General features: G+C 69.4%; 8 protein-coding genes. 5 read left to right on the top strand and 3 right to left on the bottom strand.

The genetic code is table 11. The features are described 5' to 3' along the window. Positions 1–59 precede the first annotated feature (59 nt). Positions 60–3,647 (bottom strand): ABC transporter permease/M1 family aminopeptidase, encoded by a 3,588-nt coding sequence (locus tag ACFWZU_RS10985; RefSeq protein WP_439701552.1) that lies wholly within the window; start codon positions 3,645–3,647, stop codon positions 60–62. A gap of 4 nt (positions 3,648–3,651) precedes the next feature. Further along, on the bottom strand, positions 3,652–4,536 hold the full coding sequence (locus ACFWZU_RS10980; protein WP_439701551.1) for an ABC transporter ATP-binding protein: 885 nt from the start codon (positions 4,534–4,536) through the stop codon (positions 3,652–3,654). A 448-nt stretch (positions 4,537–4,984) separates the two neighbouring features. On the opposite strand from ACFWZU_RS10980, the gene aceF reads away from it, so the two are divergent. From aceF to ACFWZU_RS10965, 3 genes are read left to right on the top strand one after another with little or no spacing between them, the layout of a single operon-like run. Continuing rightward, on the top strand, positions 4,985–6,736 hold the full coding sequence (aceF, locus tag ACFWZU_RS10975; RefSeq protein ID WP_439701550.1) for a dihydrolipoyllysine-residue acetyltransferase: 1,752 nt from the start codon (positions 4,985–4,987) through the stop codon (positions 6,734–6,736). 13 nt (positions 6,737–6,749) lie between these two features. Continuing rightward, positions 6,750–8,588 carry a dihydrolipoyl dehydrogenase gene (lpdA, locus tag ACFWZU_RS10970; RefSeq protein ID WP_439701549.1) on the top strand — a complete coding sequence of 613 codons (1,839 nt, stop codon included), beginning with the start codon at positions 6,750–6,752 and terminating at the stop codon, positions 8,586–8,588. A 31-nt stretch (positions 8,589–8,619) separates the two neighbouring features. Beyond that, the gene (locus ACFWZU_RS10965) at positions 8,620–9,321 is read left to right on the top strand and encodes a DUF6624 domain-containing protein (RefSeq protein ID WP_439701548.1); all 702 of its coding nucleotides are present in this window, start codon (positions 8,620–8,622) and stop codon (positions 9,319–9,321) included. A gap of 125 nt (positions 9,322–9,446) precedes the next feature. Here the strand turns inward: ACFWZU_RS10965 and dinB are convergent, their stop codons facing one another. Further along, a complete protein-coding gene (dinB, locus tag ACFWZU_RS10960; protein WP_439701547.1) occupies positions 9,447–10,541 on the bottom strand; it encodes a DNA polymerase IV in 1,095 nt (364 codons plus the stop codon). Positions 10,542–10,575: 34 nt separating this feature from the next. On the opposite strand from dinB, the gene ACFWZU_RS10955 reads away from it, so the two are divergent. Continuing rightward, the gene (locus ACFWZU_RS10955; RefSeq protein ID WP_439701546.1) at positions 10,576–10,824 is read left to right on the top strand and encodes a serine hydrolase; all 249 of its coding nucleotides are present in this window, start codon (positions 10,576–10,578) and stop codon (positions 10,822–10,824) included. 127 nt (positions 10,825–10,951) lie between these two features. Next, a complete protein-coding gene (locus ACFWZU_RS10950) occupies positions 10,952–12,955 on the top strand; it encodes a protein-L-isoaspartate(D-aspartate) O-methyltransferase (RefSeq protein ID WP_439701545.1) in 2,004 nt (667 codons plus the stop codon). The last annotated feature ends 27 nt before the right edge of the window (positions 12,956–12,982 follow it).

Genomic DNA, 12,982 nt, shown 5'->3' with positions numbered 1-12,982 from the left:
CCTTTCGCAAACGACGCGAAGGCATCGCCCGCAACGGGACGCCACGAAAAGGCGGGCTGCTATGGCATCGTCACCGGCCGCCGGTTGTCGCCCGACACGCGGTCGATCAGCTCGTTGAACGGATCGATGCCCGCCTCGGCCGGCGTGCCCTCGACGGTCACGGTGATGGTGCTGTCACCGGCCGGCAGCCGGCGCTTTTCCAGGTACAGCGGCTTGCCGTCGCGGCCCTTGCCCGGCGAGGCGGCGAACACGCCGATGTCCACCGGCACATCCGGGGCGGCCGGGGTTTCCTTGCCGGTGCCGTCCACGTGGACCTTGCCCGCGTGGACCTTGAGCGTCACTTCGTAGCGGCCGTCCGGCAGCTTTTTTGCCGTGGCCTCGCTGATGCGGTTGTCGAACAGGGTGATTTTCCAGAACAGGTCGTCCAGCAGGCCCTTCCATTCGGGATCCAGCGCGGCACCGAGCGTGTCCATGAAATCCCTCGAGCTGGGGTAGGGCGGCCCGCGGAACTGCCAGGTAAGCAGGAACTGCTTCAGCGCGCGGTCGAAGACGTCCTCGCCGACGTAGTCCTGCAGCGCGTAGAACACCAGCGAGCCCTTGTTGTAGTGGATGTACTGCTGGTTCTCCACCTTCGCCAGCGGCTCCTCGGCGACCTTCTCGGTCGCACGGCTCATCAGGTATTTGTCCAGCTCGTACTTGAGGAACTTGCGCATCTGGTCGGCGCCGTACTTGTGCTTCATCACCATCAGCGCCGAGTACTGCGCCAGCGACTCGCTGAGCATGGTCGAGCCCTGCATGTTCGCGCCGATGACCTGGTGCGCCCACCACTGGTGCGCGACCTCGTGCGCGGTGACGTAATAGACGTAGTCCACCTTGGACGGGTCGCGCAGGTCGGCGATGAAGCCCACGCCTTCGGAGTAGGGAATCGTGTTGGCGAAGGACTGCGCGAAGTGCGCGTAGTTGGGAAACTCCAGGATGCGCACCTGGCGGTACTGGTAGGGCGTGAAGTGCGCCTGGTAGTAGGCCAGTGCGTCCCTGGTCGCCTGGATCATGCGGTCCACGTTCCAGGCGTGCGCGCTGTCGTAGTAGACCTCGATCGCGATGCCGTCGTAGCTGTCCTTCTTTACCGTGTACCGCGCGGACAGCCAGGCGAAGAAGTCGAGCATCGGCCGCTCGGCGGTGTAGGTGAAGTAGCGCCGCCCGTTGGCGGTCCAGCTCTTCGTGAGGTGTCCCGGGGCGAGCGCGATCTGGTCGGCGGCAGTGGAAACGGTGGTGCTGAAGTCGATCCAGTCGGCGTCGTTGCCGACATAGTTGTCGGCCAGCGCCTTGCTGTCGCCCAGCTTCGGCATGCGCGGCACGTCCGGTGGCAGACCGTACTTGCGCCGGTCGCCACGGTCGGTCAGTTGCACCTCGCTCTGGTAGCCGAAACGCGGCAGCACCTGGCTGTTGAAGAAGCTGCCGTTGGCGACCAGGAACTGGCCGGAGGGCTCATTGGTGAAGCCACGGGGCGCGTACTCGAGGTCGAAATCCAAGTGCATGGATCTGCCCGGCGCCAGCGGCGTCTTCAGGCGGTAGATCGCATAGCCCAGTCGCCTGTCGTCGGTCACCGTGTCGTGCGGCGCGAAGTGGAGCGCCTTGAGGGTGAAGTCGGTATCGGTGTTGACGTGCAGCGTATCGATCGGCCGGTCGCTGCGGTTGACCAGCGTGTAATGACCGCGGATTTCCAGCCGCCGCTGGTACGGATGGATGTCCACCTCGGTCGTTACCGCGGTGATCCTGGGCTGCGGCAGGCCCTCGTAGCGCGAATATTTCTTCTCGTAGTCGGCACGCTGGCGTGTGCCCTCCTCGCTGCTGGTGTAGTGGTTGAGCACGTTGGTGTTGTAGAAGATCCACGCGCCGGTCGCGATGAAGCCCGCCAGCGCCAGGCCCAGCGCGATGGCGGCCGGACGCCGCAGACGGCCACGCGCCTCCTGCAGCCGTTCGCGCCAGGTCGTGCCGGTGCCACGCACGTTGAACAGTGCCGCGACCACCAGCATGGCCACGGCCGCGAAGCCCCAGTAGAGGTCGAACCACAGCGCCGCGGCGAGGAAATGGCCGAAGCCGTTCATGTCCGAGTACGGCACCGACGAGGCGTGGCCGAAGATGGTGAGGTTGTGTTCCCAGTGCAGCAGCGGGAAGCCGATCAGCGAGGCCACCAGCCACACGATGCCCAGCAGGTAGCCCATGAATTTGCTGCCGGCCAGGGTCTGCAACAGCAGCATCAGCACGGCCAGCAGCGCGAATGGCGCCGCATCCAGCCCCAGCGTGGCCAGGTAGAGGCCGATCTGAAGATGCGTGTAGCCGTGGCCGAGCTGCCAGAGGATGCCGACCAGGTCGCCGATGACCAGGTACACCAGCACCACCGCGAGCAACGCGATCAGGCGCGCGGTGAGTGGTAGCCAGTCCGGCAGCGGGAAGGCGTCGACCACCTCGGCGGTGTGCCGGTCGCGCTCGCGCCAGACCAGCTCGCCGGCGTAGAAGGTGACGATGATCGCCAGCAGCCAGTGGAAGCTGCCCTGGATCGTTTCCAGCACCGTGTGGGTGACCGGATAGACCGGCGTGCCGTAGAAGTCGCTGGCGAAGGCCAGCGAGAACAGCAGGTTGACCAGCCCGAACACCAGCATTACCAGGAACGGCACGCCGCGCAGCACCTGGCCCACGTCGAAGGCCAGCAGCGCGCGCAACTGCGCAAGCCGTGCGCGCAGGTCGTGCGCCAGCCGCACCGTCGGCAGGCCGGTGCGCACCGCGCCGGGCATCGATCGCAGCAGCGGCGGTTCGGGCCGCGGCTTGCGCCGGGACAGGTGCAGGCCCTCGCGGTCGGTGCGGAAGAGCACGAACGCCGCGCCGGCCAGCAGCAGCGAGATGCCCAGCCAGAGCAGCCGGTTCCACAGCAACAGGCCTTCCAGCGGCGGCAGGCGATGGTTGAGCTCGTCGGCCGACCAGTAGCGCGTGACGATGGCCAGCGTGCGGCCGCCGAACGGGTCGAGCATGGCCGCGACGATGTGGTGGTTCACGTCCCGCGTCAGCAGCCCCGACAGCGAGAGCAGCACGATGAAGGCGATGATGCCGATGTAGGTGGCCAGCAGCGAGCGGGTCACCGTCGCCAGCAGGAACAGCAGCGAGGCGACGAACAGCATGTCCGGCAGCACCATCACGTCGAAGGCCCAGGCGTAACCGTGCCAACCGGACGGGCCCAGGCGGGCCGGGTCGACCCACGGCATCGCGCCGCCCAGCGCCACGCCCAGCGCCACCGCCAGCATGATCGCCACCGCTGCCGCGTAACCGGCGGCCAGCCGCCCGCCCAGATACGCACCGCGGCTGACCGGCGTGGCGAACACCAGTTCGGCGGTGTTGTGGTCGAAGTCGCGCAGCGCCGCGCCGGCGACGAATACGCCGCCGGCGAGCATGCCGAAGATGGTGAAGGCGCTGACCAGCCGCACGATCACCATCGGGGCGTTGCGCAGCACATTGCCGCTGGCGCCGCCGATCACCACCGCGTCGGTGCTGGCCACCGCGAAGGCGAGCCCGCCGAAGGCGAGCACCATGATCCAGAACAGCGGCGCACGCCATTGCTGGCGCCATTCGAAGCGGAACACTTCCCCCAGCATGGCGTCAGGCCGCGCGCGCGGTGGCCTGCGCGCGCAGGCGGCCGAAATAGACGTCCTCCAGGTCCGGCGCCACCGGCTCGAAACCCGGTTCCGGCCGCGCGTCGGCCAGCACGTGCAGCAGCGTGCGTCCACCGGCCAGGCGAGTGGAGAGGATGGTCATGCGGGCGCGGTAGTTGTCCAGCTCCGCCTTGTCGATCGTGCGCCGCCACACGCGCCCGTCCAGGCTGCGGATCGCCTCGCGCGGCTCGCCGGTGAGCAGCACCTGGCCCTGGCCGATGATCGCCATGCGCGGGCACAGGTCGGTGACGTCGGCCACGATGTGGGTGGAGAGGATCACCACCACCTTCTCGCCGATCTCGGCCAAGAGGTTGAGGAAGCGGTTGCGCTCCTCCGGGTCCAGGCCGGCAGTCGGCTCGTCCACGATCACCAGCTTCGGACTGCCGATCAGCGCCTGCGCGATGCCGAAACGCTGGCGCATGCCGCCGGAGAAGGTGCCCAGCTTGCGCTTGCGCACGTCCCACAGGTTGACCTGGCGCAGCAGCGCCTCGGTGAGGTCGCGCCGCTCGCCGCGGGCGGTGACGCCCTTGAGCACGGCGAAGTGCTCCAGCATCGCCTCGGCCGACACCTTCGGGTAGACGCCGAATTCCTGCGGCAGGTAGCCGAGCAGGCGGCGGGTGGCCGGCTTGTCGGCCAGCAGGTCCAGCCCGTCGAGCTCGATGCTGCCCTGGTCGGGGTCCTGCAGGGTCGCGATGGTGCGCATCAGCGAGGATTTGCCCGCCCCGTTGGGCCCCAGCAGGCCGAACATGCCCTGCGGGATGTCCAGGTCGATCCCGCGCAGCGCGTGCACGCCGTTGGCATAGGTCTTGGACAGGTGGCGGATGGTCAGCATGCAGTTTCCTCCGCGCCACCTCGCGCGGCGCCGATGGGAAGCAGCATAGGGAGCGCTTCCGGCGGGCACATCGGCACAAGGTCATGCCTGCGGCGGCGCCAGGACCCGCAAGATCCTTCCCCCGTTCACGGGGGAAGGTGCCCGAAGGGCGGATGGGGGAGACCTTGCGAAAGGCCCACCCGGACACCCCGGCCAAAAGCGCCCCCATCCGCCTGTCGGCACCTTCCCCCGCGTTCGCAGGGGAAGGCTCGATGGGCCACCTTTCGGCATCCACGGTATCGCTGCGGACACATTCCCGCCCACCGAGACTCCCGCGCAGGCGGGAGAAGGTCCGGCCGACGGCCCGTCGCTGCCAGGTCCTACGCGGCGGGCGGGCGTTCGCTATCATGGGAGGCCTTGCGCGGCCGCCATCCCCGGGCGCTGCGCCCTTGCCATCGCAGGAGACCCCATGGCCGACCTCAAAGAAGCACGCGTCCCCGACATCGGCGGCCACGACAACGTGCCGGTGATCGAAGTGCTGGTGAAGGCCGGCGACCGCGTGGAGAAGGAGCAGAGCCTGATCACGCTCGAATCGGACAAGGCCACCATGGAAGTGCCCTCGCCGTTCGCCGGGGTGGTGAAAGAGGTCAAGCTCAAAGTGGGCGACGAGGTGTCCGAAGGCGCGCTGATCGCGATGATCGAGGCCGCGGGCGCCGCGCCGGCTCCCGCTCCGGCCAGGGCTCCGGCCGCCGCGCCGCTGGCTTCCGACCGCCAGGCGAAGGCCGCCGAGCCGGGCTCGGGCAAGGGCGCGGTCGAGGAGTCCTCGCCGCAGCCGCCGCCCGCCGCGCCGCCGGCCGGTGGCGGCGTGCGCGAGGCGCGCGTGCCGGATATCGGCGGCCACGACAACGTGCCGGTCATCGAGGTGCTGGTGAAGGTCGGCGACACCGTCGCCAAGGACCAGAGCCTCATCACGCTGGAGTCGGACAAGGCGACGATGGAAGTGCCTGCGCCGTTCGAGGGCGTGGTCAGGGAGCTCAAGCTCAAGGTCGGCGACGAGGTGTCGGAGGGCGCGCTGATCGCCCTGATCGAAACCGGCGCCGCCACCCCGGCCGCGCCGGCGCCGTCGCCCAAGGCCTCGCCCGATGCACAGTCCGCCACCGGGCTGCCGGTCAGCGGCGGTGGTCCCACGTCCGGCCAGCCGGCGCCGGTCGGCGGCCGCGGCGTGCAGCCGGGCAACGTGCCCGAGGGTGACGTCGCGCCGCGCGCGCGTCCGCCGATGGATGCCAAGGTGATCATGCCCGGCGATGCCCCCTACGCGAGCCCGGCGATCCGCGCGTTCGCGCGCGAGCTCGGCGTCGACGTCGCGCAGGTGAAGGGTTCGGGCCGTGGCGGGCGCATCCAGCGCGAGGACGTCAGCGCCTACGTCAAGCACGCGCTGGCCTCGGGCGCACGCCCGGTGCAGGGCGCGCCGGTGGCTGCCGGCGGCGGGCTCAACCTGCTGCCGTGGCCGAAGGTCGACTTCTCCAAGTTCGGCCCGGTCGAGGAAAAGCCGCTCACCCGCATCCAGAAGATTTCCGGCGCCAACCTCTCGCGCAACTGGGCAATGATCCCGCACGTGACCCAGCACGAGGACGCGGACATTACCGAGCTGGAGGCGTTCCGCAAGCAGCTCGGCGCCGAGAACAAGGACCTGAAGGTCACCCCGCTGGTGTTCCAGATCAAGGCGGTGGTCGCGGCCCTGAAGCAGTTCCCGCAGTTCAACGCCTCGCTCGACGAGACCGGCGAGAAGCTGATCCTCAAGAAGTACTTCCACATCGGCATCGCGGTGGACACGCCCGATGGCCTGGTGGTGCCGGTGATCCGCGACTGCGACCAGAAAGGGCTGCTGGATCTCGCCCGCGAGCTGGGCGAGATCTCGAAGAAGGCGCGCGAGAAGAAGCTCGGTCCCAGCGAGATGTCCGGCGGCTGCTTCTCGATCTCCTCGCTCGGCGGCATCGGCGGTACCGCGTTCACGCCGATCGTCAACGCGCCGGAGGTGGCGATCCTCGGCGTCTCGAAGGCCTCCATCAAGCCGGTATGGAATGGCGAGGAGTTCGCGCCGCGACTCATGCTCCCGCTGTCGCTCTCCTACGACCACCGCGTGATCGACGGCGCGCTCGCCGCGCGCTTCGCCGCCTTCCTCGCCACCCAGCTCGGCGACATCCGCCGGCTGCTGCTCTGACGGAGGCGCGGCCATGGCGAACACGATCGAAGTGAAGGTCCCCGACATCGGCGGCCACGACAACGTGCCGGTGATCGAAGTGCTGGTGAAGGCCGGCGACCGCGTCGAAAAGGAACAGAGCCTGATCACGCTGGAGTCGGACAAGGCCACGATGGAGGTGCCTTCGAGCGCCGCCGGCGTGGTGAAGGATTTGAAGCTGAAGGTGGGCGACGAGGTGTCCGAGGGCGCCGTGATCCTCACCCTCGAAGCCGAGGGCACGGCTCCCTCTTCCCCAGGTGGAAATGGAGCTGGGGGAGAGGGCCGGGGTGAGGGGGCACCGCGACAGCCTGGCAACGAAGCCCACGCACCTAGCACCACTCCCGGGAGCCCCGCCCGCTCACCTCAGTCCTCTCCCCGGGGGGGAGAGGAGGCAAAAACGGCAAGCCCCAGCGGCCGCCAGCCAGATATCGAATGCAAGCTCGTCGTCCTCGGCTCGGGCCCCGGCGGCTACACCGCCGCCTTCCGCGCGGCCGACCTGGGCCTGGACACCGTCCTGGTCGAACGCTACGCCACCCTCGGCGGCGTCTGCCTCAACGTCGGCTGCATCCCCTCCAAGGCGCTCCTGCACGCCGCGGCGGTGATCGACGAAGCCGAAGCCATGGCCGCGCACGGCGTCAGCTTCGGCAAGCCGAACATCGAGCTGGACAAGCTGCGCCACTTCAAGGAGCAGGTGGTCGGCAAGCTTACCGGCGGCCTGGCCGGCATGGCCAAGCAGCGCAAGGTGCGCACCGTGCAGGGCACCGGCCGTTTCGTCGCGCCGCACGAGCTGGAAGTAGAGACGGCCGAGGGCACGAAGCTCATCCGCTTCGAGCAGGCCATCATCGCGGCCGGTTCGCAGGCGGTGCGCCTGCCCATGTTCCCGTGGGACGACGAGCGCGTGATGGATTCGACCGGCGCGCTGGAATTGAAGGACATCCCGAAAAAGCTGCTCGTCGTCGGCGGCGGCATCATCGGCCTGGAGATGGCCACCGTGTACGCCGGCCTCGGAAGCGAAGTGACCGTGGTCGAGTTCATGGACCAGCTCATCCCCGGGGCCGATGCCGACCTGGTCAAGCCGCTGGCAAAACGCCTCGCGGCCAGGCTCAAGGGCGTGCACCTGAAAACCAAGGTGGTCGAGGCCAAGGCGACCAAGAAGGGCATCGAGGTTCGCTACGAAGGCGAGAGCATCCCCGACACCACCGTGTTCGACCGCGTGCTGGTCGCCGTCGGCCGCTCGCCCAACGGCAGCAAGATCGGCGCCGACAAGGCGGGCGTGGCGGTGACCGAGCGCGGCTTCATCACCGTGGACACGCAAATGCGCACGAACGTGGCGCACATCTTCGCCATCGGCGACCTGGTCGGCCAGCCGATGCTGGCGCACAAGGCTACGCACGAGGCGCGCGTCGCCGCCGAAGCGGCAGCCGGCATGAAGAGCCACTTCGACGCCCGCGTGATCCCGTCGGTCGCCTACACCGATCCGGAAATCGCCTGGGTCGGCGTGACCGAGCGCGAGGCGAAGGAAAAGGGCCTCAAGATCGGCGTTGGCAAGTTCCCCTGGGCCGCCTCCGGCCGGGCGATCGGCATCGACCGCACCGAGGGCTTCACCAAGCTGCTGTTCGATGAAGAAACCCATCGCGTGGTGGGCGCCGGCATCGTCGGCCCGCACGCGGGCGACCTGATCTCGGAACTGGCGCTCGCCATCGAAATGGGCGCCGAAGCGGCCGACATCGCGCTGACCATCCATCCGCACCCCACCCTGAGCGAATCGGTCGCAATGGCGGCGGAGGTCTACGAAGGCACGATCACCGACCTGTACATCCCGAAGAAAAAATAACGGCGGATGCCGTGCTTCACGGAGGAAGACCATGGATCGAGCAGGCCTCGTGCTGCTTGCCTTGCTGGCCGCATGGCCATTCGGCGCATGTGCCGCCGACACGGACGCGGCCCTCATGAAAGCCTGCCCCGGGCTGGCGGCCTGGGCCGAGCAGCATCCCCACGGCGATGCTGCCGCCGCGCAAGCGGATGCCCACCGCCAGGTCTCGCAGCCTTCGTTGCGCGAGGCGTTGGCGACGCGCGCGGCGGCCGACACACGCGTGCGTGACAGGGCGATGGCCCAGGGCAGGCCAAGCCAGGCCACTATCGAGGCGGTACTGGCGGTCGATGCCGACAACCTGGCCTGGCTCAAGGGCGTGGTGGCGCGCCAGGGCTTTCCCACCCTGGCACAGGTCGGAGCGCAGGGCATGGCCGACGCCTGGTTGCTGGCGCAGCACGCCGACCGCGACAGTGCGTTCCAGCTCCGGGTGCTGCGCACGCTGCAGGCGCGTGGCCGGGATGCCGGCGTGCGCAAGCAGGATCTGGCCATGCTCACCGACCGCGTGTTGCTGGCGCAGGGCAAGCCGCAGCGCTACGGCACGCAGTTCAAGCCCGATGCGAGCGGTGTGCTGGCGATGCAGCCGGTCGAGGATGAAGAGGGCCTGGACGCCCGCCGCGCTTCGGCCGGGCTGATGCCACTGGCGATCTACCGCTGCGTACTCGGCGCCTCCTACGCCATGCCGGTGGCGCACTAGGTCGCCGCAACCGCGTGCTGCTGCCGGGGCCAGCTAGCCGACCGTGGCAGTTGGTGTGCCGATCCCTGCCTTGAGCCAGCGATGCCAGCGTGACCTGGAAATCCCAGGTGCGGCCGTCCCTGCGGTCAGACGGTTGTCCGGACAGTCTCGAACAGGTCGCGCTGCGCGGCGAAGTCGTCGCGATCGATGAAACCGGCCAGGCCTACGCCAACCAGTCGGTAGCGCGTGCCCGCCGGGCGGTCCACGCGTGCGCGCAGCGCGCAGGCGAGCTCGGCCAGCGCGTGCGCCGAGTCGGGCAGGGTGGCGGGCGAGAGGCTGCGGGTCAGCGTGCGGAAATCGGCTGTCTTGAGCTTGAGCACGATGGTGCGCGCGATGCGTCCCTCCTCGCGCTGGTGCCCGGCCCAGGTCTTCTCGGCGAGGCGGCGGATGTGCGGTTCGAGTTCTTCCAGCGTGAGGTCGTGCTCGAAAGTGTCCTCCGAGGACACCTGCAGGGTGAGCCGGTCCGGCTGCACCGGGTGTTCGTCGATGCCCCAGGCAAGCTGGTGCAGGCGCCGGCCCCAGCGACCGAAACGCTGCTCCAGCTCGGCCTCGCCCAGCCGTCGCAGGTCGGCCGCGACCGCCACGCCCATGGCCGCGAGCTTGCCCTCCATCACCTTGCCCACGCCCGGCAGGCGGCCGACCGCGAGCGGCGCCAGGAAGCCCTCGACCTGGTGCGGGCGGATCACGAACAGGCCGTCGGGCTTGCGCCAGTCCGAGGCGATCTTGGCCAGGAACTTGTTCGGCGCCACGCCGGCGGAGGCGGTCAGCGAAGTTTCCGCGCGAATCGCGGCGCGGATCGCCTCGGCAGTCGCGGTCGCCGAGGCCAGGCCGCTCTTGCTGGCGGTGACGTCCAGGTAGGCCTCGTCCAGCGACAGCGGCTCGATCAGGTCCGTGTGCCGCGCGAAGATCGCCCGCACCTGCCGTGACACGGCCTTGTAGCGGGTGAAATCCGGCGGCACGAAGATCGCCTGCGGACACAGCCGCTCCGCGCGCACCGCCGGCATCGCCGAGCGCACGCCGAACACGCGCGCCTCGTAGCTCGCCGCGCACACCACCGAGCGCGCGCCCCGCCACGCCACGACCACCGGCTTGCCGCGCAACGACGGATCGTCGCGCTGCTCCACCGACGCATAGAACGCGTCCATGTCGATGTGCAGGATCTTTCGGGGATGGGCGGACACGGTTCGGGACGGAAAGTAGCTCTCGGGATTCTAGGTGACGCCGGGCAGCCTGCGCACTGTGGAGACCCCGGCGGAGGAGCAACAACGCCTGAAGCGCGGCTATCGTGCGTTTCTTGGCGACCCGCGCAACTGCAGTACGCCCGAAGCGGCCGCCATGTTCCTGGACAAACTCTGGCGACGGCAGTTGCTTTCAGCGGCCGCGACCGCCGATCTGCTCGATTTCATGGATGCCCAGCGCAAGCCGCGCCACCTGCGGGCCGCGGCCTGCCGCCAGGCGCTCTAAGTCGACCTGGCGCGTGCCGTCGTGCAGGCCGCGCAGCCAACCGGTGAGCGTGCGCCGTAGCGCCGGGTTTGACACGCGATTGATAGCCGCCGGACTAGCGTGGCCGGGCATTACGGAGGCCCCCGCCATGAACGATTTCGCCGAGCAGCGCCAGCGCATGGTCGAGCGCCAGCTGGCCGGGCGCGGCATCACCGATGCGCGCGTGCTGGAGGCGATGGGCACGATTCCACGCGAGGCGTTCGTGGGCGGCAACCTGCACGAGTTCGCCTATGAGGACTCGCCGCTGCCGATCGAGGCCGGGCAGACCATCTCGCAGCCGTTCATCGTGGCGCGCATGCTGCAGGCAGCCGAGCTGCACGAGGGCGACAGCGTGCTGGAGATCGGCGCCGGCTCGGGCTACGCCGCGGCGGTGATGGGCGCGCTGACCGCCTGCGTCCATGCGATCGAGCGCCACGCGGAGCTTGCCGACCTCGCGCAACAGCGCTTCGACGCGCTGGGTTACCGCAACATCCGCCTGCGCGTGGGCGACGGCAGCGGCGGCTGGCCGGAGGCGGCCCCGTTCGACGCGATCATCGCCGCGGCGGGCGGACCGGCGGTACCGGACGTGCTGCGCCGGCAACTGGCCATTGGCGGGCGGTTGGTGATGCCGGTCGGCGAGGCGCTGTACCGGCAACGGCTGGTGAAGATCACCCGCGTGGCCGAGGACCGCTTCGAGGAGGAGCCGCTGGACGAGGTGCGCTTCGTGCCGCTGGTCGGCAGCTACGGCTGGAGCGAACAGGACGCCTCCGCACCGCCACGGATTGAGCCCGCCGCGGTGCGCGCGCCGACCGATGGCGCAGGCCTTGCCGACCTGATCCGCGCGGCGGCCGAACCGCTGCCCGACCTCGACGATCCGGCCTTTGGACGGCTGTTCGACCGCTACGGCGACGCGCGCGTGGTGCTGCTGGGCGAGGCCAGCCACGGCACCAGCGAGTTCTATCGCGCCCGCGCGGCGATCACGCGCCGGCTGATCGAGGCGCACGGCTTCACCATCGTCGCGGTAGAGGGCGACTGGCCGGATGCGGCGGTGCTGGACCGCTACGTGCGCGGCCGGCCGGCCAGGCACGAGGAGCCGATCTTCCAGCGCTTCCCGACCTGGATGTGGCGCAACCGCGACGTCGCCCGCTTCATCGACTGGCTGCACGACTACAACAGCGACAAGCCGGCCGCGAGGCAGGCCGGTTTCTACGGGCTGGACCTTTACAGCCTGGACAGCTCGATCCGCGCGGTGATCGATTACCTGGACAAGGTCGACCCGGAAACCGCGCAGGTCGCGCGCCGCCGTTATGGCTGCCTGATGCCCTGGAGCAAGGAGCCGGCACAGTACGGCCGCATGGCGTTGAACGCCGGGTATCCGCTGTGCGAGAAGGCGGTGGTGCAGATGCTGCGCGAACTGCTCTCCCGTCGCATGGAGTATGCCCACGCGGACGGCGAGCACTTCCTCGACGCCGCCCAGAACGCGCGCCTGGTCAGCAACGCCGAGGCCTATTACCGCGCCATGTACTACGGCTCGGCCGAGTCGTGGAACCTGCGCGACAGCCACATGTTCGAGACGCTGGAAAACCTGCTGGCCGCCGGTGGGCCGCGGGCGAAGGCGGTGGTGTGGGCGCACAACTCGCACATCGGCGACGCGCGCCACACCGAGATGGGCCAGGTGCGCGAGGAACTGAACCTCGGCCAGTTGTGCCGCCAGCGCTTCGGCGACGACGCGGTGCTGCTCGGTTTCGGCACGCACACCGGCACGGTGGCCGCGGCGGACGACTGGGACGAACCGATGAAGGTGATGGGCGTGCTGCCCTCGCGCCAGGACAGCTACGAGCGCCTGTTCCACGACGCCGGCCGGCCGCGCTGCCTGCTCGACCTGCGCGGTGGCGCGAACCGCGAGCTGTGCGGGCGCCTGGCCAGCGGCCGGCTCGAGCGATTCATCGGCGTGATCTACCGCCCCGAGACCGAGCGCTGGAGCCACTACGTCGAGTGCTCGATGCCGCGCCAGTTCGACGGCTACACCTGGTTCGACGAAACCCACGCGGTCGAGCCGCTGGGCGAGGAGCCACACGCCGGTGTCGCCGAGACCTGGCCGTTCGGGCTGTGATCGCACCGCGCGGGCTGGCCTCCGCTC

The organism is Frateuria sp. GZRR33, assembly GCF_051900425.1.
Taxonomy (GTDB): Bacteria; Pseudomonadota; Gammaproteobacteria; order Xanthomonadales; family Rhodanobacteraceae; genus Frateuria_A.
This window is presented reverse-complemented; position numbering and strand designations above follow the sequence as displayed.

Bases quoted from the DNA above. Each gene is read 5' to 3' on its own strand.
- ACFWZU_RS10985 (WP_439701552.1), bottom strand. From the start codon at position 3,647: ATGCTGGGGGAAGTGTTCCGCTTCGAATGGCGCCAGCAATGGCGTGCG.
- ACFWZU_RS10980 (WP_439701551.1), bottom strand. From the start codon at position 4,536: ATGCTGACCATCCGCCACCTGTCCAAGACCTATGCCAACGGCGTGCAC.
- aceF (WP_439701550.1), top strand. From the start codon at position 4,985: ATGGCCGACCTCAAAGAAGCACGCGTCCCCGACATCGGCGGCCACGAC.
- lpdA (WP_439701549.1), top strand. From the start codon at position 6,750: ATGGCGAACACGATCGAAGTGAAGGTCCCCGACATCGGCGGCCACGAC.
- ACFWZU_RS10965 (WP_439701548.1), top strand. From the start codon at position 8,620: ATGGATCGAGCAGGCCTCGTGCTGCTTGCCTTGCTGGCCGCATGGCCA.
- ACFWZU_RS10950 (WP_439701545.1), top strand. From the start codon at position 10,952: ATGAACGATTTCGCCGAGCAGCGCCAGCGCATGGTCGAGCGCCAGCTG.